The organism is Paenibacillus sp. FSL M7-0420, assembly GCF_038002345.1.
Taxonomy (GTDB): Bacteria; Bacillota; Bacilli; order Paenibacillales; family Paenibacillaceae; genus Paenibacillus_AQ.
Window position 1 is genome coordinate 6,397,163 of record NZ_JBBOCJ010000001.1, and the last position, 24,719, is coordinate 6,421,881.

Genomic DNA, 24,719 nt, shown 5'->3' on the forward strand with positions numbered 1-24,719 from the left:
TGCGTCTTATAAAAACTCATCAAAGTCTCCAACCACTCCCGCATTACGAAGTGCCTCATCAACACTAAAGTTATCCAACTTCCCTTGAGCTACTATAAATCGTAAATCTTCTATCTCTAAGTTAAGCTTTAAAGACCTGTTCTTTACCTGTCTTCGTTTTGTCTCGACGACTTCTGGCTTATTCTGTTTGGAGCTGTCTGATTTACCTTCAAATACTAGTTTTGCTAATTCTAAATATAGTAACTCCATGTCATTGCCAGTTTCTCTGTGATGTAGCTCGACCTTTTCAGCATAGGTTAGTGCAGTTTCTTCAGTACAACCCATTTTCATCGCAAATGTAACAAGTTGCTCGATTAAAACTCTTCTATTATGTTGCAGCAGGATGAGTCTATGTTCCTCCGAGAGGTGCCCATCAATAGTAATGCGATGCTGCGCATCCTTCAAGTATTCTTTAAAGGTGATCCAATCCGGCTTTAAATCATCATATTCTCTAGGGTCAATATCTACACCTCCCCTTATGAGTTCGAAGATTGGTTGAACTAACCTAAATGTTTTATTGGCTACTTTTTCAATCAATTCAGCAGTAATAATTTCATCATTTTCATATAAAATTGCACGACATTGAACATGCATGAACAATTTCACAGCAAAGTTAGGAATACCCAGTGTGTGATAATACATCATAGCCTTAAGTTCCGATGTTGAAGCTGTGTACGTTTTTGTATACTGAAGTTCCCAAAGCCCTTCAATAAACATATCCCATTCTAAATCATCCTTCATTCGATCAGTAATATTCTCGGCATAACCGTCTGGAATTCCACGTCGGGTGTTAGCAAGGGAGGTCTTAAATAAGTAAAGTGCTTTAAACGTACCAATCAGTACGATGGGTATGCCAATTGAATTGGTAAGTTCCGTAATGAAATCAATCATTTTCTCTTCACCACCGGAATGTCCTTTGTGTACTCGTTGAACTTCGTCAATGAATAAAGCACCTAGACTGATATCTCCGGCAACCTTTGCCATCCTTTTGGCTAGAACTTCAGCGCGACCATCTTTTTCGGCCAGTTCTTCGTAATAATTACTTCCTAACAATTTATCCACTGCCCAATAAAAATTTCGGCATAATGCACCCACAGATTTATTGCTAGGACACTCGATATGAAGCCATATAACCTGTTTAACTGGAAAAGGTTCTCCTTTGTATTCCTTATGAAGAATAACTTGTGGAAACAGACTCAGTATTCTTTCATAAGATTTCGTTTTCCCCATCCCACTAAGTCCAATATCCGCCATCATTTGAGCTGTTTGAATATTTCCGGCTAGATTCCTGCCATACTCATCTGTTCCATGTGCTAAAATGTTATCTAATCCGACTGCCATCTCTCTTTGGTACATAGAACTTAACGGGTTTCTAGATTGGTATCCAATTTTTATCATATTGTATATGTTTCTATATCTCTCAAAGTGAGTTATTAACGGCTTCCAGTATCCTGGTTTGATCTGCTGAATCAGTTCTATGCGATCTTCTAAATCCAGTTCATTAAGGTTTCCGGAAAAGCGAGGGACAGAATCCAGCATTTGATACAACTGATCTTGCGTGAACCTAGGCGGCAGTGCTTCTATAAACGGATTTCCTTGATAGGCCTCAACGATTTGTTCAATATACTCTGCTTTAATTTGTCTGCCTTTTAGAAAAATATAGCGTTCTTTTTTGCTCTCCATTAATTGGTTGACCTCCTTTCCTGATCTTTGCTTAGAAGAAATATCTGCATCTTATTCAACTTCTGAGTTACTTCAGTCTCAGGAATCTCATTCATATGTTTAGTAGTTGAAGATAAAACCTGTGACCGCTGAGATACGGTGGTAGCTGTCCAAGCATTTGTACTTGATCCCATCCTTTTCTCGAATTTTCTAACACTCCTTTTATCTTTAAATCTAGCCGATTTATGCCTACCCATTTGGGCTTGTTTCATGTTTGCTATTTGTATTTGTGTTGCTTTTTTTGCTACTGCATCCAACTCAGCTTCAATTTGATTTCTGTTCGCCTTACTCTTCTTTAACTGTTTATTCTTGAATTGCATAATTACCTTTACATCATCAAAATGAAGACCTTCATACTCCTTAACCTTTTCAGTAAGAAAGAGTTGCTCCTCTTTTCCATTTCTCAGCCTGATAAATACACTGCTACAATTTCGTGGGTCATAACTAACCACAACCTCACCTTTACCCTCTATCATCTCATCTTCGAACCATCCATCATCTTCGCCACGTTGACAGGTATAGTTTATTTTTTTTAGTACTACACCTCTCCGTGTAACTTTGCACGTTTCTTTTGGGAGAAGTGTATGCCTAATCAAACTACGTGGTTGCTCCAGTAAAAGATTAGACTTCATTCCCCAGTTCCACATTGATAATGGTGTTAACTCGACCTTATCTACAAACATTTCTCGTGTGACTAAAAACTCCTCACTTAGCGCTTTTCGATTATATTCTAGGACGAATAAAATAACTAATTTTGTGAATTCGTCAAATGTGTAGGTTGCTTCCTTCTCTGGATTTTTATCTCCTCTATCTCTGTGTACCTTGTCAACTCCTCCTGGAATTATTTCCCTCATTCGCTTACAGAACTCTCTAAATTGTTGTTCAACATAAGGTTTTAAATCTCCACGATAAGATGGAGGATTGCCTACACGTATGTTGAGAAGAACAAGGTTGTTAGAATTTTTACTTTTCATTTCTGCTCTATCTCCCACAATGTATGAAGGTAAATGTTTTGCCGGCCAATCTTCTTCAGTGATGGTTATCCCGTACTTTGCACAAAATGAGACTTTATCCGTTGAGGCATTTTCAAGTGCAACCATCTCCTCTTCCCATGAAGGAGTTTTACAAACGTGCATCCCTGCAATTAACCTACTGCTTACATCTTTTACAAAATAGACATGCGGTCTTCCAATAACAGTTTTATAATCTAACGAGACTAATATAGCATCAGCAGGAGTTGAGTCCGTTTCATAAAGTGCTCCAGGTCCTTGGATATCGCCATTTGCGGATTTAAGTAAAGATCTTGCAAGCATTTCAGCTTTGCGTTTACCTGATTTAGCAGCAACTTTTCCCTTTTTGTTATACTCCTTGTTATACCAATATAGGAATTGCCGCTCCGTTGGTCCTCCAACAATTGGAATCAATTCGTTATATTTTCTATAGTAACCTTCCGCGTATTCATCCTCACACATATGTTTGTGCGTTGACCTAAGATCCATTCCTTGATTAGTATGGTATTTTTTGATCGCCTTTCTAAACTTCTCTTTGTCTTCCTTAGTGATAATAAAGCTTTTGCCACTCTCAGGTTCAGGACCCGTATTTTTTTTCCTATTTGATTCACTGTTTTTGATCCCAACATCAAAGTAATCATTTAAAAGACCATTTGAATTCTTCCCATAGAACCAATATTTCTTCAGTAATGTGTAGACCCAATTCACTTGTTTTTTAAATTGCTCTGCAGTCTCTTTGACCAGCCTTCCTCTTTTTCCGGGTATATAGATATCAGGTTCTTTACATACAATACTCTCAATAATTGAGAATTTCCCATCTCTTCTCTGGGAGTATTTATTGAGATATTCTTCGTCAGGAGCAATGATACGCATGTCGGGGTCGATTAGTTCAATTTGGGCGCCACCAGATTCCAATTCGTATAATAAATCGTTATAGTCTCTAAAATAGGGAAAAGGGATCTTCTTTTTATCATCAATGTTAATAAGAACAACCTGAGATCGATCAGGAGCGATCCATAGTACGCGTTCAAAAGTTCTTTTTTTATTGAGACTTGCATCAAGAAAACAGATAACAGAATTCTGGTAAATCATTTGATTCACCCCCATCATTTTACTGGTTTCTCTAAAGCCAAAGGAGCACTTTCACGTATTAAAGCATTCATATCTGTAACCCAACGTTTATTGGCAAGCATGTGTTTTACCATAAACATTGATGTTCCGGCTTCAAGACCAATAAACTGATCGCATTTTAAACAACTTTTGCTTATGGTTAAGCTGGTACCATTCTTTTTCAGTTTTTCGAATATAGGTTCAGCTATGATGTTGACCATCTCAGAATCCATGCCTGGACGAACATCTGGCCGCCATGCATCGTGTAACCAATCAATATTCTTTATAAAATTGATCGGCCTTCCTATATCGAACACTACTTTCCATTCAATACCAATCTCTTTATAGTACCGCCTTTCAATTTCGAATAATTCAAGTGTCCTTTTGGTCAATTTATTCGTTGGTTTGAACGTTCTAGCTGTATCAATTATCCCCTTCTTATTGTCCTTAATGGATAACATAAAATCAGAGGTCTGAACAACATCATCCCCTTTTAGGTGAGCGTGCATAATATTTAGTTTCCTCGCTATCCGTTGAGTTTCTTCAATAGGAAGGGGAAATTGTTCTCTAATATCTGTAACCTGATCTGTCCATTCTTGTACAAGTAAGTATTGATACTCATATTTTGATAACGTATGATGAATACGGTTGGAATGCCATCCTTGCGTACGTGTTAACCACCCCTCAGATGCTACCTTATTATCATTTGCTTGAATGAACGGAATGTAATCCTGCCCTCTGCCCTGCCCTCTGCCATCTTTAAGTCGATTTTGGTGCGTTATATTTACAGTGTTTATCACTTTCACCCCCTTTAATAGTAGAAAACAGAAAGACGCATAACAAATTTGTTATGCGTCTCTAGAAGTATTATATATAAACATTAACCCTGGTATCTCATTCCAAAACAGATCTCCTTGTTATTCCGTAATCAAGTCTAACCTTAGTACACTTCACAAATTCCATCGTTTAAATACTACCAAATTCCAATTAACAGCTTTTAATATTATTGATTATTAACGAGAATCTGATTTTTTATCCGTCGCATTCAGAAAATATTCAGGTGTGGAATACCGTATAATTTTGCAATGCTCAAAGAGCATGATCAAAATAGGTTGTCCGTACATCAATGTACAACGCTCTAACAAATAACACCATTGAGTCAATTCCAATCTTCCGTAAGATTCAGCTCTCTCTTACAGATATCGCACTGAACATAAATAACTGTACCAAGACTTGTTGGAGTGAATGTATAGGAAAGCTTAGCTCCTGTTACATCAACTGCTTTACAAGCATCCCATTCCCTAATCCTCTTTTCCATTCCCGCTGTAATTTCAAATATCATTTCATCCCTCTTTAAATTATATTTTAATAATATAACCTTAAATTTCTATTTATTATTTGGTACTATGTCTAGAGAAGTCAAGTTGTATTATATATCTTTGGTATTAATTAAGAAACTTATCCGTTACATACTGGATTTATTATCTACATTAATTCTTAAAAAGGTATTGATTGCTCTCTATGAGGAAATAGTTCTTTTGTATAAACATTTTTACTTATTTTGAAGGATAAAAGCCCTTCAGCATCTCACGCATATTCGGCTTAATGTTGATATCCGGACGTTTTTCCTTGGCCAAGGCTTCAGCCTCTTCTACAGTTGTAGCAAGACCTAATTCAAGCAATAAGCCCGTAGCAACCGTACCTGTGCGATTTCGTCCGCCAGCGCAATGGAAATAGACTGTCTTCCCGTTATTCACGGCTGCTGTTACCGCTTGGATCGCTGCTAGTACAGAACCTTCTTGGCCGCTCTCATCCTCTACAATCGGATTATGATGACGGGTTACTTGTTCAGGGAAACCGTCTGCTTTGGTGCCGGTATCTCTTAAATCAAACACATCTGAAATCTCTTGCTCCTGGAGGGCATCAAGCAGTGCATTCTCCCCGCCAATATATACTTTACCTTCAATCAGTTCATGATAATTTACCATTATAGTTTCTCTCCTGTCTCATTATCAGCAGCTACTCCACCATCGTGACTATTCACCCGTTTCAGCAAATTGTTTGATACGCTCGCCCACTTGATCGCGAACCCGCTGGAAGACCGCCCACTTCTCCTCATCTGTTCCTTGAGCTTTCGCCGGATCATCGAATCCCCAATGCTCACGTTTAACCTGAGGTGGCGTAATGGGGCATTTATCTGCTGCATCTCCACATAATGTAATGACGAGATCAGAGCTGTTCAGCAGCTGCGGATCAATAATATCTGACGTTTGACCTGAGATATCTATACCTACTTCACTCATCGCCTGAACGGCCTTCGGATTCAAACCATGAGCCTCAATGCCGGCACTATACACATTCCATTCATTGCTCAAATATTTCTTGGCCCAGCCTTCGGCCATCTGGCTTCGGCAGGAGTTTCCAGTACATAAAAAGTAAATGGTTTTCTTATCCATGAGTCCCAATCTCCTTTGAGTTTAAAATAAGGTCAATGTTATATATAAACCAAGCAGTGTGATGAACAGCGTAGGGATCGTCAAAAGAATTCCTGTTTTGAAGTACGTGCCCCAGGATATCTTTACTCCTTTGGTGGAAAGCACATGCAGCCACAGTAAGGTAGCCAGCGAACCAATCGGTGTTATCTTCGGTCCTAAATCAGAACCAATAACATTCGCATAGATCAAAGCTTCCTTAATCAGTCCGGAAGTGTTCGTGGCATCAATGGCCAGCGCATCAATCATTACGGTAGGCATGTTATTCATTATCGAAGAGATCACCGCGGCAATAAAACCCATCCCCATCGTAGCGGCGAACAGCCCTTGATCTGCAAAGGCCTGGATAACATCAGCTAATACATTCGTAAGCCCCGCATTTCTTAGACCATATACGACAACATACATGCCGATGGAAAAGAACACAATGGCCCAAGGTGCCCCCTTCACCACTTCTATTGTGGGAACAGCAGGACTTTTCCTTGCCATGAGCAAGAAAAAGATCGCGATGATACCCGCCACTACGGATACCGGAATGTTCAGAAACTCACTGACAAAGTATCCTACCAGCAGAACCGCAAGTACAAACCAGGATAACTTGAACATCTGCTTGTCTTTAATAGCCGATTCAGGTTTTTTCAGCTGGGAGCTATCGAAGGTTCTTGGAATACTTTTTCGGAAGAATAGATAGAGTACAAAGATGCTTGCCCCTAAAGAAAATAAGGTAGGCATTAACATCCGTCCGGCGTATTCCATAAAGGTTAGCCCGAAAAAGTCGGCCGATACGATATTCACCAGATTGCTTACAACCAGGGGCAAAGACGTTGTATCCGCTATAAACCCGCTAGCAATGATGAACGGAAAAACCTTTTTCTCATCAAAATTTAGCGCACGGACCATAGCCAGCACAATTGGTGTTAGAATGAGCGCTGCTCCGTCATTAGCAAAAAATGCCGCTACTACAGCACCAAGAATGATGACATAGATAAACATTCGGGTTCCATTCCCGCTAGCAGCTTTGGCCATATGTAAAGCAGCCCATTCGAAGAATCCAATTTTATCGAGAATTAGGGAGATCAAAATGATTGCTACAAAGGCCAATGTTGCATTCCACACAATCAGCGTAACATCCAGAACATCCTTTAAGCCGACGACACCGACAAGTAAGGCGAGTAACGCTCCACCGCAGGCAGACCATCCAATGGACAACTTTTTAGGCTGCCAAATGACAAAAATCAATGTGACTATAAATATCAGACTTGCCAGAGCTACCAATGGTATTCCCCCATTGTATGTCTAACTCCACGCATCAGATCACTCCCTTCAAAGAGTTAAGTTTAATGTCATGAATCATTATATAATTATATGCTTATATATTCAACGAAAAAGTGTTACTCGCAGCATGCAGTTTTAGAAGGTTTATTCAAATGCAAGAGAATGTCACTCGCATCCGGAGTGAGATTTAGGATCGCCTTAACATGGGGTTTATCTTCAATGTTTAAAGAATAGTACACCCACTGCCCCCTTTTCTGTTCCTTTACCAGTCCGCTGCTTTTTAATTTACGTAGATGCTGACTAACGGCTGGTTGAGAAATGTCAAAGAGATCCACGAATTCACATACACACCACTCTCGCTCTTTTAGAAGTGTAAGGATAGTGAGACGTGTCTTATCTCCAAGGAGCTTTAAATCTTCTGCAAGATCATTAAGTGTATCCAATTTTAAATCTCCCCTCTCCGTATATAAGACGATACTTATATTCTAAGACCTTTAAGATGAATTATCAACATTGCAAAATAATATTTGCAATTTGCAATTAATTGCGCTATAACTACATCAAGAGGTGAGAACAATGGAAACCCCGCGAGAACTATTCCAAATCATGACCCGGCGGCTAGGATTTCTCAATAAGGACTGCTGCAGCGTAGGGGGATGTAATCTTTCCGCAACCCAAAGCCAACTGTTATATGAGATCGATCGGAGTCCTGAGCCTTCCATGCAACAAGTCGCCGAAACCCTTGGCACGGATATCACTACCTTTAGCAGACAAGTCCAGTCTTTGGTGAAAATGAACCTGGTTAGAAAGGCACCTAACCCCACAGATCGGAGAATTTTTACCCTGTCGCTTACACCTGAAGGAAAAATGGTAGCTACAACTATTGAGCACCAAATGAATCAGTACCTGAACGAAGCCTTTTCGCATATGAGTGAGTTTGAAGTAGAAACATTATTACGGTCCATTAAGCTTTTCAACGAATCTATGGGAAAGCTCAGCAATTGCTGTGCACCCGTTAAAGGGTAATTTCTCTTCTATTTTACTTGTATGTTGCAAATTATTTTAGCTAAGGAGTGTATAATCATGACCAATCTTACGGATGATCAGATCCGCCAAAATGTACGGGGGCGCTATCAAAAGATTGCTGTAAGAAACGTTGCGACTTCCCCTTCCAGCCGAACTTCTGCTGACAGCAGTTGCTGTGAATCCCCATCTGATTTCAGTGCCATATCTGCTAAGTTGGGTTACTCCAGTGAGGACATCGCTGCAGCTCCTGAAGGCGCAAATTTAGGTCTTGGTTGCGGTAATCCACAGGCTATTGCTGAACTGCAGGCGGGTGAACATGTTTTGGACCTAGGGAGTGGCGGCGGATTTGATTGTTTCCTGGCTTCCCGGCAGGTAGGTAATGAAGGCCATGTTATAGGTGTGGATATGACACCTGAGATGATCAGTCGAGCAAGAGATAATGCCCTTAAAGGTAAGTTCAGTAACACCGAATTCAGATTGGGAGAAATAGAGCATCTTCCCGTTGCTGATCATTCGATCAACGTCATTATCTCCAACTGCGTGATTAATCTCTCCCCAGACAAACAGCAAGTATTCCGTGAGGCTTATCGTGTTCTTCAGCCAGCCGGTCGTCTTGCCATATCAGATATCGTAACTACAGCTGAGCTTCCTCCTGAGATCAAAAATGACCTGGATGAATACTATTCCGGTTGTATCTCAGGCGCCTCTTCCATTGCCGATTTAGAGGTAATGCTCCATGACTCCGGCTTTACTGATATCAGCATTGAGCCAAAGGACGAATCTAAAACATTCATCCAAGATTGGGTTCCAGGTGCAAATGTTGACCAATACATCGTCTCTGCTGTAATTAAAGCGAGAAAGTAATCTTAAGGGGATGTTCATGTGATTAGTACATTAACTGTTCGTCAGGCCACACCTGAGGATATTCAAAGCATTCTTCGTATCTACAATCAGGGGATCGAGGACCGGATCGCTACACTTGAAACAGAGACGAAAGACTCCTCATATATGGAATCATGGTTCAATGATCACCAAGGCCGCTTTAGCGTTTTGGTTGCTGAACGCGAAGGTGAAGTCGTGGGCTGGGCCTCACTGAACCCATATTCCCACCGTTGCGCGTATAACGGCGTCGCTGACCTTTCTGTATATATTGATCGAAGCTTTCGTGGGCAAGGTGTAGGCAGCTCCCTCCTGGAATCCTTACACAAGGTAGCAAAGGAAAATAGCTTTTATAAAATGGTTCTCTTTACCTTTCCGTTTAATGAGAGTGGTCAAGGATTGTATCGGAAAATGGGCTACCGGCAGGTTGGTGTATTTGAGAAGCAAGGATTGATGGACGGAGCGTTTATTGATGTAATGATTATGGAGAAGCTACTATAAAAATGAAGTAAAAAAGAGAAGTTCCACCCGCAAACGGAGGAACTTCTCCTTTTAATCTATTCCTACAATCTCACTTCTTCTCTCCATAAATAACACATCTCTCCAGACTCCGTTCATTTTCCCGACTTTTTTTCTAAGTCCTATTTCACGGAATCCATGTTTAGCATGTAGTGATATGCTCATCATATTCTCAGGAAAAATTCCAGTCTGGATCGTCCAAAACCCGTTTTCCTCTGATTTTTCAACAAGCTTGCCAAGAAGCAAATGGCCAATCCCCTTCCCTCGTGCAGACGCTGTTACATAAATACTGTCCTCTCCAACACCAGCGTACACGCAGCGGGATGATACAGAGCTCAGAGAAGCCCATCCAACAATATCTTCATCATCTAAACAAACAAGGCTACACTCCGTATTATGACTGGAAAACCATTGCTCCTTTGAAGGGGCATTGGTCTCAAACGTTGCATTCCCTGTCTGAATGCCTTCCTCATAAATGGATTTAATCGCATCCCAATCTCGTTCGTTTGCTTTTCGAGTCAAAAGCATATTATTAACACCTCCGTGTTCTAATCGAAGTATCGCGGATGTCTCATATGTCTACTCGTGAAGAATCCCATACACTCCTGAAGCAGCAACTGCACCAAGGATCGTGGCTAATATGTATATCCAGAGATGGTGCACATTTCCGGATATGATCGCTGGGCCTAAGGATCGAGCCGGATTCATAGAGGCTCCGCATATCGGGCCTGCAAACATCGCCATTAATCCCACCGTCCCTCCTATCGCTAAGCCGGCAAAACCTTTCACTGCTTTACCATGTACCGCAGATCCTAAAATCACCATCATAAGCACAAAGGTTAGTATAAATTCCAGAGTGAAAGATTGGCCATCCCCAGACCGGGGTAGAGTAGCTCCTAGATTAGCGATGTTTCCGAATAAAAGATATAATGTACCACTCGCAGCCAGGGCAGAAATGCATTGAGTGAGAACATAAGAGAACCCTTCCCTAATTGAAATATCCTTCCGAAATAAAAAACCGAGTGTCACTGCAGGGTTAAAATGAGCTCCTGAAATGTGCCCAAAAGTGTATATTAGAGCCATTACAACCAAACCAAAGGTTATTGCAATACCATCATGCGTTAAGCTATTTGTAATGCTATTAATTACAATAGCGCCTGTTCCAGCAAAAACTAAGAAGTACGTACCTATGAATTCGGCCAAAAGTTTTTTCTTCAACATACTGTTTTCTCCTTCATCTTCACGAATAGGTGTTTAAGGGATCGCTTGGTTTGAACTCACATACCCCATCATCTTAGAAAAATAGTAAAAACGTGTGTTAGCCATGAAATAAAATGAGAATAAATAATAGCCACGCTGCAATAAATTACGGGGTGTTATCTTTACTTTAAGGTCGATTTTTTGGTGTGGTTCAATCGTAAATTCCGGCTGATCAAGTTCGATGTCCAACTCCTTCGTATCAATACAAAGTACAGCAGCAGTTAACTCCACAGGAAAATTATTGTGATTTTCTATGGAATAAATCACATCATTCCATCCAACCGATTCAAATCGCATGTCACTGCGGCCCATAAATTGAATGCTGGTGTCCGCGACATCAGAAATTCCGCCGCACTGCATACATTTGAAACTTGTTCTTCGCAAAGGGCCGGCATATGTAAAAAGAGAGTATGAAAATTCTCCTGTTATATTCCCACATTCCCGACAAACTGATTTAAATTGTATAGGGGCCGTTTCTTTTCTTTTTTCACTGATGGATTCAAAATAACTGTCTGAATGTTTTTCGGTATATGATTTTATGGTGTAGAACAGTTCCTTGCTGAGTTGTTTGTACTTCCCTTCCATATTATGTATGGTTTCAAGCATCTTTGTTCTTGTTAAAATATTGAAATTGTACTCTTTCGAGGCTTGATGAATATGGATATATTGATTTTGAAGATCTTCTAATCTACCTTTAAGATGGCTAGGAATTTTTGAAATGTCTTTTAAAAACTCCAAATTCATATTATATTCGTGGATAGACTTTAATTGCCTAGTGATTGGATCATCGAACGTGAAGATGACATTCATGGATACGGCCTCAAAGGGAGTTTTAGAAAAAAACATACAGACCTTTTCATTTTCAGTAGGTGAGTCTGCTACGTGATAATAAACAACTGATTTCCTGTCTGCATTCCCATTCTCAAAATACAATTTGCACTGATTAATATGAATATCCGAACCTTTAGGGAGATTTAGGATCTTCACTTCAAAAAAGGTTTCGTTTTGAAATCCAGTGATCTGTAAATCTAAGTTTTGCATATTCTTAAAATCAATATGAGCGGTAACCGGCTTTAACATTTCATAACCGAATGATGGATCTCCTATTTGGTAATACAAATTATTTTCAATTCCTGTCCTAAGGAGAAACTTATTTAGATAATAGACTTTCTCGCCTTCTGTAAACCCATACTTTAATAGATTATGTGCCAGAATGTTCTCCACCACATCCCCAGTTTTAATGCTTGGTGATGTTGTAATACTGAGAGAGCTTCCCTCAATTAAATGCTTAATAACCGTATAGTCATATGGAATGCAGCTGCTATCCAAGTCTCCAATGTTGCAACCATTCAGAAATAGAACCTTCGCATGAAGGGCTGTTGTACTTAATCTTTTTCGGTTGCTGGTGTAGCACAATTCCCCGTTGTAATAACAGCTTGGTAAAAAATGATGACGATCATTGAAGGTTTGCTTGGAGGCATTCTCATACCCACAAAATAGAAAGTCATCCATCACAACTGAACATTCTCTGGAATGAGCGATGTAATTTAACTCAACGACATTTGTTGACGAGGTCATCAAGTGCTCCAAATGAGCTAGATCGCACTGTCCTTTCGGAAAATAGTATGCCAAGCCATCGTTAAATACATGTTGCGCTTCACGGTCATTCTTTGTTTGAATGCGATTTAAAAGAAGGTATACGGCCTCCGCTTTTATCTCTGAATCTAAAGTGATTCTCTTAAATAAGTAATTCACTATGGAGTATTTATCCGTATATGGAAGGAATCCGACAAACTTGTTCAATGCTTCTATTTTGTACGTAAAGCTAAAGTCCATTGCGGAATATGGCAAGATGAGGAATACCGATTGAAGTTCATTCCGGAGTAATAATGATGTTAGATGCTTATAGTCAGTTAAATACAAGAACCGTTTTCTGTATACGATGGCATATAATAATGACAATAGTGTTTCTTCGCTACAAATATCTGTATATGTTTCAAATACACCTACGGCTTCTGTTTCATTTCCAGTCAAGCTTTCGTTATACAGTTCGATCAGATTCTGTACATGAACTGCGTCTAAGGAGAAGCTACTCATTGGTTCAGAAACCCAATCATATGGCTCATCCTTAATGGAGAACAACTGATGTACATTTTGTTCTGGATAGACGGGTAGCCAGTGCACATCTTCTTGCAGGCATTTATAAATTAATGAATACAGGTCCTCCCCTGTCACCACAGGCTGTAATTTGTATTTCATAATCTGTACTCCAATCTTATATGAATTGCACAAGCCTAAAAAAACAAACTACTATCCCAGACCATGTTGGACGTAAACCATTCAACACATTCCTGCAGTTTTAGACGTGTATCCTCTTCACTATCCCCTTCTATAACAAATGATGCTAAGCAATCGTTACAATGGTTACCATAATCAAAGGACTGCCCAGGTTCAGCCAGGATTTCATATTCGATAGCTTTGAATGGAATCTGAACTTTTGGTGCCCGTATAAACATCCCTTTTTTCGGATGAACAAGGACATTACCCACAATATTCACAGGCTTATCAGGAACAGATGTATTGAGATTGAGCTGACATTGAAGACGGAGCCACGATTCCATTAGATTAAAATCAAAAGCACTGTAAATCATATCTCCAATTTTGGAGCCACCTACTCGACTTGCAATTTCACAAAATACCAATTCATCATTCGGTGTATGAAAAATTTCCGCATGAAAAGCCATGATTCTTGGGGAAGGCAGTGCGTCTATACTTTGCTGAACAACTTGTTGTAATCGTGGAACTAAGGTATTATCAGCTTCCAATATGTAACTCCCCGAAGGATTCCCATCGGTGTAAGCTAAGCAGTCATTGATGTAAACAGACGGCCAAGAAAATAGTATTCTTCCGTCTTGATAAAGACCATCTACATGGTAAACGACTCCTGGAACATATTCCTCCACAATCCATTCGCCTTGAAAGCCTTTTTGTAGTCTTTCGATAAGGTCTGCATGATCTCTAATGATGCTTACACCCTCAGCCCCGGAACCATCTACAACCTTAACTACAAGAGGTAGGGAATGCTTTGAGGCAAATTGAATCAGATCCATATTGGTCCTAACCCTCTCAAATACAGGTACCGTCACACCGGATTCCTTTACGATTTGCTTCATAATGCACTTGTTCCTATAAGCAGTGGCACTTTTCAGATTCTGACCTTCTATCCCAAGCGTTTCTCGAAGTTCCGCAGCTCTTATAAGATCATATTCTGCAACTGCGATAATGGCTGAAAACCGGTAGTGACTGTGCAGCTCCATAGCTCTTCGCTCCACATTTCCATTAGCACCGAATCGATTAAAGCTTTCGATATATTCGTAGCGGTCATTCACGTGCAGGAAACTATCATGCGAATCGGATGAAGTGAGCATAACCAGTTCCTTGGAATCCAGCCATTGCTCATAAGGGGTGAACGAATGCAAGTTACGATTAAGAATTAGAATAGCCACTAGCCTTCCTCCTTCCTCCAGGCAACCGGAGTTGGGGAATGAATCCCCAACTCGGTTGGCCCAGGTATCCATGTTTTGTTAGAACGTTGCTTCTGGTAAACAGGTTATGGTTGAGCCTTAACACCACAAATTAGATAATATCCAACTTTATCTTCCAGAAACTCAACAGCTTCAGGTGCTTCATTGACAAATTGCTCGTAGTCTTTCTTATATTCTTCACTCGAAGACATTAGTTCCGCATAACGCTTGTTCTTATCTTCAGTAAAATTATGAATTTGAATATGCTGGAAGGAATGTGATTCCATATAGCTAATGTTTTCGCTCAGGAGAATACTCCCTGCACGGCATCCACTTATGAAATTCAGATTGTCTCTAATTTTTTGGGGCACTGGCACAAAGGAAACAAAATCAGTGTAGATAAAGATACCTCCTGGTGAGAGTAACCGCTCAACTTCCTTCATTGCTTTCTCACGATCTGGGATTAGATTAAACACACATTCACTGTAGATCAGATCGAATTGTTCATCCATGTAAGGCAGTGCCTGTGAATCTGAGACGAAGAATCCCACTTTTTTGTGAAGTTCTTTTGGCAAATCGGCACTCTTTTCACGAGCACGCTCAACCATCTTGTCACTGAAATCAACACCAATGAATTGAGTGCCTTCATCAAACTCACGGACAAGCTGTAGCAGGGTGGTTCCCATTCCGCACCCAATATCTAAAATCCGCTTTTTCCCATGATGCTTCACAAGCTCAATAATCATTTCTGTTGGTCCTGATGGCGAGAACTTATCCGTACCTGAAGGATACAACCCTTCCTCTTCTGCTACCGAATTATAGAAATCCCGAACGGTTTGGCTAGCAATAGTAAGCGGTGCTGGGCCTTCTGAGCAGCAATTATTACTGACTGTTTGTTGGTTTGACATATCATATCCTCCTGTTTTATCACCAAATTAAAATAAATGTTTCCTCCATAAACGAGGAGTAATGCTATTGATCTAGCAGCATCCTGTTGAAGGATCGCAGCTGCCTCCTGCTGTATCAAAGACACTTTTAATACCTTTAGTCACAGCGGGGTCCCTCACTAGTGGGGTATTACAATCGAATAATGGTGCTTGATCCAGGGGAATCTCTAGATAAGGCAGAACACCAATAAAGTGCTCGCTATAGGGCGCTTTGGTCATAATTTCATAGGTTTTGGCACAAACGGCCATTCGTTCTCCACGCGGAAAGCGGTGCCCGTCATCATCCACCACTTCACTCCAAGGCCCTTTATAAATCACTGCGTGCCCTTGATCAAGACAAACTCCTTGTTTACCTTTATAAGCCTCAATTACAAACCGCCGGAGTTCCCTTCCAGCCACTACTTTGTAGGGCAAGGTTTCCCTCCACACAATGGACATCCCATAGAATCCGGCTGTTTCTAATAGTTTGAATATTTCTTTTTCTTGTGGAATGAATTGAATGTGATGATTGTTAGTTGTTAAAGGAAGTTCATTATGAGTTAGCTCCTCATCTGTTAGCACAATGGTCAATAACAATTTTCCGCCACGACGAAGCACTCTGAACGCCTCGGACAGGATCTCTTGACTTGTATCCTTCAAACCCAGATTGAGTGTGTCACCTAAGAATACAGAATCGATAGTATCATTCTGGATAACTGGGTCTTTCAACCGCTGTTCAGATAGTGCTTGCTCCAATTGCTGATAAGCGGCAACATCTGAAAGTGTATTTGCTATAAGATAATTAGTAATGAATTCTGCTTTTGTTCTAAAATCGCCATATCCGGAACTCAGAATTTTACAATTCTCTGCTGAATAATTGGGATCATTTACTATCATTCGCCCCTGTGATCCTACGCTTTCTGAGATACGCTGAATTAGGCTTGGGTCGGAAGGTCCAACGACAACGATATCGGAGCCGTTAACAGTCAAATGCTCCGTAATAGAAAGCTGTAAATCAATTGAAAGAGACGAATTGGTAAGATCAAGCACTGCACCATTCTTGGAAGCAATGCTTAATGCCGTTCTTTCTAAACGTTCTAATGGAGAAAAGCTCATATTTGCGCCTTCTTTCTCATGATTTTAATCTCAGTTACAACATTTTGAATCCGAGCTTAAGGTTCCTTTATTCTGACTTGCAGTAAAAAGGTCTATGTTCGCTACTTGCTGGGCACGCATCGCTATAGCAATTGCATGTGCTTGACCGATCTCCTCGTTGCAGAGCCCATTCTGTTTAGCAGATACGACTGCTTTTTTAACTACCTCAATGTCACCTATGATAAAGGCAGCACCTAAGACAGCTAGTGCCCGTTCACGTTCAGATAAAGCATCGCCTGACAAAGCACTATTTGTAAACTCCAGCAATTTATCTTTTAATTCGGGTACTAAAGCGATCATGATCAACACTCCTTAGTCATAGGAATTAGCATTTTAAGCAACAGCGTTTAAAGATCCCCTCTTCAACTGGAGTCAAACTGGCAGCATATAGTTCGTCCACTCTGGGATCGGGATGCTTCCATTCCACATGAAATTCATGCTCGATTAGCTCTAATGCTTGAATAGAGGCAGTGTGAAGTAACGGAGAGCCTTTGTATAAATGCAATCTTGTTTCGTATTGAATCGGATCGATAATTTGTTCTAAATCATTATTCTCCACAAAAGCTCTGAATGTTGCTAATTCCTCTAATTTGACCCACGGGTTGTACATGATAAACGTTGGATTTAGTTTGATGCCAATATCGCTTAAAAAGGCTACTGCCTCTTCAATATCTTCCAATGAAGTCTGTTTTGCTACCGCATCAAGAACTTCTTGGGTTGGGAACTCTAAGGCGGAAGTAATAAATTTCACATTTAAATTGGACATTTCTTTTAAGGCTTCTTTGTTCTCCAGAATATGATCAACACGGGTAGTAAAGTCATAAGTCAGGTCTGGGAATTCAGTATGCAACCGTCGCAATACAGTTAAACCAAACCGTTTGGAGTTAAAGAAATCTGCATCTACAAAAGTTAAGTGCGTCATTCCATCCTCCATAAGTACACGGACATCCTGAATAACGAGATCTTCCGGCACCATTATGACTTTGCCATCATAGGCAGCGTAAACTGAGCAATATAGACATTTATGGTGACACCCTCTTGCAATTTCAGTTGACCCGACAATTTGTTTTCCGTCACACAATTTGTCAATTTGTACTTGCGGGTACTTATACAAAGGGGGCAGCAAATGCCTTGCAGGCAAACGAAAGTGATTCCTTGATAGATACGGATGAATCTGTTGATTTTCTGCCGCATGCTTTGCATTTACAATGCCTGGTAGTTCTGATTGCTGATCTCCGGACAGATATTTAGCCAATGCGACCAACGGTTCTTCCCATTCTCCTACAACACAGGTATCACTATACTTTCCAACTAGCCGCATCGCGTTAATGGTTGCATATTGTCCAAAGAACGTGATATGCGCTTTCGGATTAGCTTCGCGAACCTGCTTTGCTATTTCAATCCCTGGAAGAAGTGCATCGAAAAGAGGAATTGAGATGGCAACAAGCTCTGGGCCCTCAAATAAATCAGCTTTAATCCCATCCACATATGTGTCCAGTACGGTTACATTGAACCCTGCTTCTAGTAAACTGGCAGCACCCGAAGCAACAGTCATAGGCTGGAAGCCACCCTCAAAATTCGAAACGAGTAATATACTTAACACATCTTTCCCTCCTGTTTGCAAAATGCTATATGCTCCAAGCCTATTTCAAATGAAATAAGCAATGTGCCAAATGTAACCGGCTAAACACAATCACTGCACTTTGAAGCTCTTCAAGTAGAATCTCGCTGTATTAGGGTGAATTATGAGGAAATAATGAACGCAGAAAGAGCGAATGGGAAAAAATATTAGCTTTACACTTTACTGTTTAATCACTTGATTATATAATGATTGGGAATTAGTGGTATTGTCAATACAAAAAATTTAAATAATATCAAAATATTGAAAATGGGTGGTGAAGATTCTGCTTACTCTAGAAAAAACAGCCAATATATTCAAGCTAATGGGCGATAAAAACCGATTAACCATACTCTGCTTACTCCGGGAGAAGGAATTATGTGTTTGTGAGATTGTTGATTTTCTGCAAACGAGTCAGTCCAATATTAGCCAGCATATGCGAAAGTTAAAGGATGGCGGCTTAGTAAAAGAGTCCAAGCGAGGGCAATGGGTTCACTATTCCCTGACTGAGGAATTTGAATATTTCAACGAACTCATTGATACTCTTCCCGCTGATATCAAAAAAGATTTAGATCAACTCAAACCCAAATGCACATGCTAGGTTCAATTAAAACAGATACCTTCTTAAAGGAGTGGCCCTTATGCGGACTGTAATTATTAATCGTTTTTCTCCAAGTAGTGTTAATTACGAAGAATGGCTTAAAGATATTGACGGGGAATTTATTATGATTACAAAACCCGAACATGTATCTGGGTTTTCTGAATTTTTCATTCACAAAGCTGGCTTTAATGATTTTGATCAAAATGAAAACATATACAGGCATATTGTTGAATTACACGAAGCCAAGCAAATTGATTACATAATTGCCGCACAAGAATTTGACCTTCTAAAGGCAGCACAATTACGAGAATATCTTGGACTGCAGGGACAGAGCGTCGAGAGCGCTCTAGCTTTTCGTGACAAGGTTTTTATGAAAAATTTAGTGAAACACTCGATTCAAGTTCCTCATTTCATGAAGATAAACCATCTTTATGATGTGCTTGAGTTTGAGAAAAACAATGGATATCCGTTCGTAATCAAACCCATTGATAATGCAGGCTCCATGGGGGTACATGTCATTCATGACAAAGCGGAATTAACTGAAATGCTTGAGTACGGCTTAGAAACTAACCTTGAGATTGAGACTCATGTAGCCGGTGAGATGTATCACATTGACGGGCTGTATCAAAACGGCTCACTGCTGTTGTCCCGTCCCTCTCAATATGTTAATGGATGTTTAGCTTATCGTGAAGGAAATTATGTAGGTTCCGTCCTCTTAGACCAGAATCATGTCATGTATCAACGATTAAATGAAGCGGTTCATGCAATATTGAATGTAATGCCAACGCCTGATCATGCTATTTCCTTCCATGCTGAAATCTTCCACACCTTTAATGATGAATTGGTATTCTGTGAAATTGCATGTCGAGTGGGTGGTGGCTTAATTGTAGAAGCTATCGAATTTGCGACCGGAATTAATATTTTAAAAGAATCCATACGTTCACAGTGCGATGGTTCCATTTGTTATGATCCAACTAAAAATGAATTAGTTGGTTTTTGTGTTATTCCTCCTAAAGAAGGAGTCTTAGATGCCATTGATGGAGATCTACCTTTTGAATGGGTAGTTGAAAGCATCATAAAGACGGATAAAGTGGGAACAAAATTTGCTAAAGCAATCGCCAGTTCTTCCTATGTGGCCATGGTTCTAGTAAAGGGGGAAAGTGAAGAACAAATTAAAGAGCGCCTTGACTTGGTAAGTACATGGGTCGAAGAACATTTATCTTGGAAAAGTGAGGAGGAACTGGTGAGAGGGGCTAGCGTATGATCAAAGAATTTAAAGGCTTCCACAAAATAGTTCAACTAAGAATTTTATTGATTTTCATTAGTTCATTTGCATCGAATATGATCTTTCCCTTTATGTCTATTTATTTGGTCAAGAACACCACTGTAAGTACAGCCAGTCTAACTATTTCTATTGGAGTCATTGTTAACTTCTTGGCAAATATTATTGGCGGCTATTACGCAGACGTAATAGGAAGAAAGAAATTAATGGTTATCTCAGAGGGACTGAAGGCCACTGTTTTCTTCCTCATGATGCTCACAAATTCACCATGGTACTCCTCACCTTATGTAACAGCAATTGGGTTTATCTTTTACAACCTATGTTCAGGATTGTATTCGCCGGCTTCTGAAGCAATGCTGCTTGACGTGACAGAAAATAAGGAGCGTAGAGCTATGTATGGCTTCTTATACTGGATTTCTAATCTGTCGATGGCACTCGGTAGTTTAATTGGTACCCTTTTCTTTAACCAATACTTATCTGTACTGTTTATCATTCTGTTTATATCCTCGTTGGCGTCCCTCTTCATCACGATTTTCATGATTGATGAAACTTACGTTCCTTCGCGGAATGATTCTAAGGTTAAAATGAGTTTGTCTGAGCGCTTCAGTGACTTGTTTAAAAGCTATAGACTTGTATTAAAAGATCGTATTTTTATGATCTTTATCTTGTCCACGATGATCCTGTTCTCTATGGAAAGTCATTTTAGCAACTATATTGCCATTCGATTCGAAAAAGGCATTGATCAGTTCAACTTGTTTCCCTTTGACCTGTCATTAGGAAGTATTGAAATGTTTGGCTATCTTCGAGTGGAAAATACGATTCTAGTCATTGTGTTTTCCTTTATCACTGCTAGTTTGATTAAAAAGCTAAGTGAGAAAACAACTTATTATTCCGGCGCCATCTTTTATGTCGCTGGATATTCAATCATTGCGTACTCCAATCAGCCCTGGGTACTTTTTTTAGCAATGGCACTGGCTGTCATCGGAGAAGTTATTTTCGTCCCTACCTATGAGTCATACCTTGGAGATTTAGCCCCAGATGAATTGAGAAGCTCATATCTTGCTATGAACAAAATCGCTCTCAAAGGCAGTATGCTTATTGGTTCCTTAGGGATCTTCTTAATCGATTTGCTCTCACCTTCCGCCGTTGCTATACTCTTCTTCCTTTCAGGTATGGTTGCTCTCTACCTGGGAAGTACCGTTCTCAAAGATGTTCATAACCGGAGAGCAGCGCAGGATCACAATACAGTGAATATACAGTAAGTTTTGCATTAGTGAGGGTTATGATAATTGTCAAATCGTAATAGGAACAAGTTCTAGTCCACTGCCGCTTTTTTGTCAGAGGACTAGAACAATTACGTTTCCATTTACTCGTTCTTCTTCAATATCTGCAAGCGTTACAGTATCCACTCCCACAGCTCCCTTATTCGCTTTCACCCGTTTCCAGGCTTCGCATTGCACATCCCACTGGTAGATTTTTTAATACAAGGCAAGGAATTTAATCTTGTTGTTCTCCTTGGCCGCATGACCTAGCTTTCCTGGAGTTCTTGAACTTTTTCCTTGGGTGCCATGAGCCGCTTGGCATTCACTCACTCGTATCTCCTCCAAAATCATAAACAAAGCAGGGCTCCTTCCCTCTCTAATACGTGCCCCTGGGAACACTAGACTGAAAAATAAAGCCGTCCTAAAATTTCAGGACGGCTCATAATATTTGGGTTGTTTTCTAAGTTTTATTATCAGACTACTTCACAACTTTAATGTTCACTTCACAACTATAATGTTCACTTCACAACTTTAATGTCGACTTCACAACTTTAATGTCGACTTCACAACTTTAATGTTACTGAACATTAATCAAAAAATGTATCCAATTCCCCTAACCCTACTCCACAGTAACACTCTTCGCCAAGTTTCTTGGCTTATCAACATCATGGCCCAGGGCTAGAGACGCATAGTAAGCCAGCAACTGCAGGGTAACTACAGACAGTGCAGCAGTCAGCAGCGGCAGGGTCTGAGGGATTACGAACACCTGGTCAACGGAGCGGAGCAGGTCGTCTTTGTGCTCTTCGTGGGTGATGGCCATGACATGGGCGCCACGGGCCTTCACTTCTTTGATGTTGCTGACGGTCTTCTCCAGCACGGATTCCTGAGTCGCCAGAGCAATGACAGGAACGCCTTCTTCGATCAATGCCAGAGTACCATGCTTCAGTTCACCCGCAGCATAGGCTTCAGAGTGAATGTAGGAGATTTCTTTGAGCTTCAACGAACCTTCCTGAGCTACAGCGTAATCTACGCCGCGGCCGATGAAGAACAGGTGCTTGTGCTCAGCGATCTGCTCAGCGTAGGCTTTGATCGCGTCTTTTTGACCCAGAATGACTTCAACTTGCTCCGGCAGAGACTGCATAGCGGCCAGAATCTTGGCAACTTCAGACTCAGACTGTGTACCACGCACTTCAGCCAGATACAGACCCAGCAAAGTGAATGCGATCAGTTGGGAAGTGTAAGCTTTGGTCGAAGCTACAGCGATCTCTGGACCAGCCAGCGTAACCAGTACACTGTCTGCTTCCCGGGCAATAGAGCTGCCTACTACGTTAGTGATTGCCAGCACATGAGCTCCGTTCGCTTGACCTTCACGAAGAGCAGCCAGTGTATCTGCAGTTTCACCCGATTGGCTCACTACGATAACCAGTGTCTCTGGAGTCACGATAGGCGCACGGTAACGGTATTCCGAAGCAATATCATTCTCTACAGGAATGCGTACCAGAGACTCAATCAGGTTACGTCCAACCAGACCGGCGTTATATGCAGTACCGCAAGCTACCACCTGGATATTGCGGATGTTCTTGATTTGTTCTTCTGTCAGATTAAGCTCAGGCAGAATGACTTTGTTGCCTTCCGCATTCATCCGTCCGCGCATGGTATCGCGGTAAGCCTTAGGCTGCTCGTGGATTTCTTTCAGCATGAAGTGCTCATAACCGCCCTTTTCTGCGGTAACGGCATCCCAATCGACAGTAATCATTTCCCGAGAAATAAAGTTGCCTTCAATCGTCATCAGTTCGACAGCATCCCGTGTCAATACAGCCATTTCGCCGTCGTTCAGAATATATACGTTGCGGGTGTATTCCAGCAGTGCAGGAATATCGGACCCGATAAAGTTCTCGCCTTCTCCAAGACCGATGATCAGCGGGCTGGCTTGCCGTACAGCTACCAGCTTATCCGGTTCATATTCAGTCAGTACACCCAGAGCAAACGCTCCGCGCATGTAAGAAATCGCCTGCTGTACAGCCTTAACGATATCTCCCTTGTATTCACGGGCAATCAGGTGGGAGATGACTTCTGTATCCGTCTCGGAGGTGAAGTGGCATCCTCCGGCAATCAGCTCTTCCTTGAGATCCAGGTAATTCTCGACAATCCCGTTGTGTACTACCGAGAATTTGTGAGTGTTGTCTGTGTGAGGATGAGAGTTCTCATCGGATGGCTTGCCGTGTGTTGCCCAACGGGTATGGCCGATCCCTGCACTGCCTGTCAGCGGTGTCGCGTCCAGACGGGATTCCAGGTTTGCCATACGTCCCTGTGCTTTTACCACCTGCAGACCATCCTTCGTGAATACGGCAATCCCTGCGGAATCGTACCCGCGATACTCCAGCTTCTTCAGACCCTCTACCAAGATCCCCTGCGAATTCTGATTACCAATATATCCCACAATACCACACATTATATTTTCCTCCGTCCAATTTATCGTAATTAGGCGCGCATGAGGAAAGAAACGTGCCGTGCGGCATGTTTTGAAGAAAAGCAAATATGATGTTGTCCATTACACCCAACATGATAACCTGTCAATTACATCGTTAGTCACGATTATGCACAGTCTTCTCCTCTGCCGTGGCAGAACCGTCTGCGTTCCTGCAAATGCGCATACCCATGATTTGTACATCTTTAAGTTAGCACCCACAAAAGCGTTGTGTGCAAGGTCGCCCTCGCATTTTCCGCTTCCATTTACGGCTCTGGTGCATCACCGGGAGGTCCCCGCCGAACATTTCGAACACCTCCACCTCGTCAGCTTACATCTGCCGTGATCCGTTCAGACCGTCCTGCACTGCTTACACAGCCACCGGTCCTCCCTTCTCTCCCGCGCAAGATCAAGCTCTGGCGCTTGTGTTGCAATAACCTTACGATCCCCGCTTTCCTTCTGGAATGACACTTAGTCTATTATATGCACCTCAACCCGTTTTTGCAACGATGTGGCGAAGAAAACCTTTTTCATCCATTTCACACTTTTTCC

The 24,719-nt window shown here is 41.1% G+C and carries 23 protein-coding genes; 6 read left to right on the top strand and 17 right to left on the bottom strand.

The genetic code is table 11. The features are described from left to right. Window positions 1-6: 6 nt before the first annotated feature. From MKX51_RS27305 to MKX51_RS27340, 8 genes are all read right to left on the bottom strand, one after another. Window positions 7-1,722, bottom strand: a complete 1,716-nt coding sequence (locus MKX51_RS27305; RefSeq protein WP_340994573.1) for an ATP-binding protein — start codon at window positions 1,720-1,722, stop codon at window positions 7-9. Then, window positions 1,722-3,863: a Mu transposase C-terminal domain-containing protein gene (locus tag MKX51_RS27310; protein WP_340994574.1), complete on the bottom strand. Its 2,142-nt coding sequence runs from the start codon at window positions 3,861-3,863 to the stop codon at window positions 1,722-1,724. Before MKX51_RS27310 ends, MKX51_RS27305 begins: the two co-directional genes overlap by 1 nt. Window positions 3,864-3,877: 14 nt before the next feature. Further along, window positions 3,878-4,681: a TnsA endonuclease C-terminal domain-containing protein gene (locus tag MKX51_RS27315; protein WP_340994575.1), complete on the bottom strand. Its 804-nt coding sequence runs from the start codon at window positions 4,679-4,681 to the stop codon at window positions 3,878-3,880. Between the two features lie 359 nt (window positions 4,682-5,040). Then, entirely contained in the window at window positions 5,041-5,223 is a 183-nt protein-coding gene (locus MKX51_RS27320; RefSeq protein ID WP_340994576.1) for a hypothetical protein, read from the bottom strand. A 214-nt stretch (window positions 5,224-5,437) separates the two neighbouring features. Further along, window positions 5,438-5,869, bottom strand: a complete 432-nt coding sequence (locus MKX51_RS27325; protein ID WP_340994577.1) for a protein-tyrosine phosphatase family protein — start codon at window positions 5,867-5,869, stop codon at window positions 5,438-5,440. Window positions 5,870-5,917: 48 nt separating this feature from the next. Next, the gene (gene arsC / locus MKX51_RS27330; RefSeq protein WP_340952680.1) at window positions 5,918-6,337 is read right to left on the bottom strand and encodes an arsenate reductase (thioredoxin); all 420 of its coding nucleotides are present in this window, start codon (window positions 6,335-6,337) and stop codon (window positions 5,918-5,920) included. A 21-nt stretch (window positions 6,338-6,358) separates the two neighbouring features. Further along, window positions 6,359-7,654, bottom strand: a complete 1,296-nt coding sequence (locus tag MKX51_RS27335; protein ID WP_445322084.1) for an arsenic transporter — start codon at window positions 7,652-7,654, stop codon at window positions 6,359-6,361. A gap of 110 nt (window positions 7,655-7,764) precedes the next feature. Further along, on the bottom strand, window positions 7,765-8,091 hold the full coding sequence (locus tag MKX51_RS27340) for an ArsR/SmtB family transcription factor (RefSeq protein ID WP_340994579.1): 327 nt from the start codon (window positions 8,089-8,091) through the stop codon (window positions 7,765-7,767). Between the two features lie 133 nt (window positions 8,092-8,224). Between MKX51_RS27340 and MKX51_RS27345 the strand changes: the two genes are divergently transcribed. The 3 genes from MKX51_RS27345 to MKX51_RS27355 are packed head-to-tail and all read left to right on the top strand — an operon-like array spanning window position 8,225 to window position 10,054. Further along, window positions 8,225-8,674 (top strand): MarR family winged helix-turn-helix transcriptional regulator, encoded by a 450-nt coding sequence (locus MKX51_RS27345; protein ID WP_340994580.1) that lies wholly within the window; start codon window positions 8,225-8,227, stop codon window positions 8,672-8,674. 57 nt (window positions 8,675-8,731) lie between these two features. After that, entirely contained in the window at window positions 8,732-9,538 is an 807-nt protein-coding gene (locus tag MKX51_RS27350) for an arsenite methyltransferase (protein WP_340994581.1), read from the top strand. A 21-nt stretch (window positions 9,539-9,559) separates the two neighbouring features. After that, window positions 9,560-10,054 carry an arsinothricin resistance N-acetyltransferase ArsN1 family A gene (locus MKX51_RS27355; protein ID WP_340995722.1) on the top strand — a complete coding sequence of 165 codons (495 nt, stop codon included), beginning with the start codon at window positions 9,560-9,562 and terminating at the stop codon, window positions 10,052-10,054. 51 nt (window positions 10,055-10,105) lie between these two features. Here the strand turns inward: MKX51_RS27355 and MKX51_RS27360 are convergent, their stop codons facing one another. The 8 genes from MKX51_RS27360 to arsL form a co-directional block, all read right to left on the bottom strand. Next, complete coding sequence (locus MKX51_RS27360) at window positions 10,106-10,600, bottom strand: GNAT family N-acetyltransferase (protein ID WP_340994582.1); 495 nt, start codon at window positions 10,598-10,600, stop codon at window positions 10,106-10,108. Window positions 10,601-10,651: 51 nt separating this feature from the next. Beyond that, the gene (locus MKX51_RS27365; protein ID WP_340994583.1) at window positions 10,652-11,293 is read right to left on the bottom strand and encodes an aquaporin; all 642 of its coding nucleotides are present in this window, start codon (window positions 11,291-11,293) and stop codon (window positions 10,652-10,654) included. Window positions 11,294-11,326: 33 nt separating this feature from the next. Next, a complete protein-coding gene (locus MKX51_RS27370; protein ID WP_340994584.1) occupies window positions 11,327-13,591 on the bottom strand; it encodes a hypothetical protein in 2,265 nt (754 codons plus the stop codon). A gap of 35 nt (window positions 13,592-13,626) precedes the next feature. Beyond that, window positions 13,627-14,838 (bottom strand): ATP-grasp domain-containing protein, encoded by a 1,212-nt coding sequence (locus tag MKX51_RS27375; protein ID WP_340994585.1) that lies wholly within the window; start codon window positions 14,836-14,838, stop codon window positions 13,627-13,629. A 104-nt stretch (window positions 14,839-14,942) separates the two neighbouring features. Next, window positions 14,943-15,764, bottom strand: a complete 822-nt coding sequence (gene arsM, locus MKX51_RS27380) for a putative arsinothricin biosynthesis methyltransferase ArsM (RefSeq protein ID WP_340994586.1) — start codon at window positions 15,762-15,764, stop codon at window positions 14,943-14,945. A 72-nt stretch (window positions 15,765-15,836) separates the two neighbouring features. After that, window positions 15,837-16,898 carry a hypothetical protein gene (locus MKX51_RS27385; protein WP_340994587.1) on the bottom strand — a complete coding sequence of 354 codons (1,062 nt, stop codon included), beginning with the start codon at window positions 16,896-16,898 and terminating at the stop codon, window positions 15,837-15,839. Window positions 16,899-16,928: 30 nt separating this feature from the next. Continuing rightward, window positions 16,929-17,237, bottom strand: coding sequence for a carboxymuconolactone decarboxylase family protein (locus tag MKX51_RS27390; protein ID WP_340994588.1), 309 nt, complete (start codon window positions 17,235-17,237; stop codon window positions 16,929-16,931). Window positions 17,238-17,262: 25 nt separating this feature from the next. Continuing rightward, window positions 17,263-18,540, bottom strand: a complete 1,278-nt coding sequence (gene arsL, locus MKX51_RS27395; RefSeq protein WP_340994589.1) for an arsinothricin biosynthesis radical SAM protein ArsL — start codon at window positions 18,538-18,540, stop codon at window positions 17,263-17,265. A gap of 292 nt (window positions 18,541-18,832) precedes the next feature. On the opposite strand from arsL, the gene MKX51_RS27400 reads away from it, so the two are divergent. The 3 genes from MKX51_RS27400 to MKX51_RS27410 are packed head-to-tail and all read left to right on the top strand — an operon-like array spanning window position 18,833 to window position 21,700. Then, window positions 18,833-19,156 carry an ArsR/SmtB family transcription factor gene (locus tag MKX51_RS27400; protein ID WP_340994590.1) on the top strand — a complete coding sequence of 108 codons (324 nt, stop codon included), beginning with the start codon at window positions 18,833-18,835 and terminating at the stop codon, window positions 19,154-19,156. A 40-nt stretch (window positions 19,157-19,196) separates the two neighbouring features. Then, entirely contained in the window at window positions 19,197-20,420 is a 1,224-nt protein-coding gene (locus MKX51_RS27405; protein WP_340994591.1) for an ATP-grasp domain-containing protein, read from the top strand. Continuing rightward, window positions 20,417-21,700: an MDR family MFS transporter gene (locus MKX51_RS27410; protein WP_340994592.1), complete on the top strand. Its 1,284-nt coding sequence runs from the start codon at window positions 20,417-20,419 to the stop codon at window positions 21,698-21,700. The genes MKX51_RS27405 and MKX51_RS27410 overlap by 4 nt, the downstream gene beginning before the upstream one ends. Window positions 21,701-22,319: 619 nt before the next feature. Here the strand turns inward: MKX51_RS27410 and glmS are convergent. Further along, window positions 22,320-24,152 carry a glutamine--fructose-6-phosphate transaminase (isomerizing) gene (gene glmS / locus MKX51_RS27415; RefSeq protein ID WP_340994593.1) on the bottom strand — a complete coding sequence of 611 codons (1,833 nt, stop codon included), beginning with the start codon at window positions 24,150-24,152 and terminating at the stop codon, window positions 22,320-22,322. Window positions 24,153-24,719: the final 567 nt, after the last annotated feature.

Coding starts and splice junctions, on each gene's coding strand:
- MKX51_RS27305 (WP_340994573.1), bottom strand. CDS start 1,722: ATGGAGAGCAAAAAAGAACGCTATATTTTTCTAAAAGGCAGACAAATT.
- MKX51_RS27310 (WP_340994574.1), bottom strand. CDS start 3,863: ATGATTTACCAGAATTCTGTTATCTGTTTTCTTGATGCAAGTCTCAAT.
- MKX51_RS27320 (WP_340994576.1), bottom strand. CDS start 5,223: ATGATATTTGAAATTACAGCGGGAATGGAAAAGAGGATTAGGGAATGG.
- MKX51_RS27325 (WP_340994577.1), bottom strand. CDS start 5,869: ATGGTAAATTATCATGAACTGATTGAAGGTAAAGTATATATTGGCGGG.
- arsC (WP_340952680.1), bottom strand. CDS start 6,337: ATGGATAAGAAAACCATTTACTTTTTATGTACTGGAAACTCCTGCCGA.
- MKX51_RS27345 (WP_340994580.1), top strand. CDS start 8,225: ATGGAAACCCCGCGAGAACTATTCCAAATCATGACCCGGCGGCTAGGA.
- MKX51_RS27350 (WP_340994581.1), top strand. CDS start 8,732: ATGACCAATCTTACGGATGATCAGATCCGCCAAAATGTACGGGGGCGC.
- MKX51_RS27360 (WP_340994582.1), bottom strand. CDS start 10,600: ATGCTTTTGACTCGAAAAGCAAACGAACGAGATTGGGATGCGATTAAA.
- MKX51_RS27365 (WP_340994583.1), bottom strand. CDS start 11,293: ATGTTGAAGAAAAAACTTTTGGCCGAATTCATAGGTACGTACTTCTTA.
- MKX51_RS27370 (WP_340994584.1), bottom strand. CDS start 13,591: ATGAAATACAAATTACAGCCTGTGGTGACAGGGGAGGACCTGTATTCA.
- arsM (WP_340994586.1), bottom strand. CDS start 15,764: ATGTCAAACCAACAAACAGTCAGTAATAATTGCTGCTCAGAAGGCCCA.
- MKX51_RS27385 (WP_340994587.1), bottom strand. CDS start 16,898: ATGAGCTTTTCTCCATTAGAACGTTTAGAAAGAACGGCATTAAGCATT.
- MKX51_RS27390 (WP_340994588.1), bottom strand. CDS start 17,237: ATGATCGCTTTAGTACCCGAATTAAAAGATAAATTGCTGGAGTTTACA.
- MKX51_RS27405 (WP_340994591.1), top strand. CDS start 19,197: ATGCGGACTGTAATTATTAATCGTTTTTCTCCAAGTAGTGTTAATTAC.
- MKX51_RS27410 (WP_340994592.1), top strand. CDS start 20,417: ATGATCAAAGAATTTAAAGGCTTCCACAAAATAGTTCAACTAAGAATT.
- glmS (WP_340994593.1), bottom strand. CDS start 24,152: ATGTGTGGTATTGTGGGATATATTGGTAATCAGAATTCGCAGGGGATC.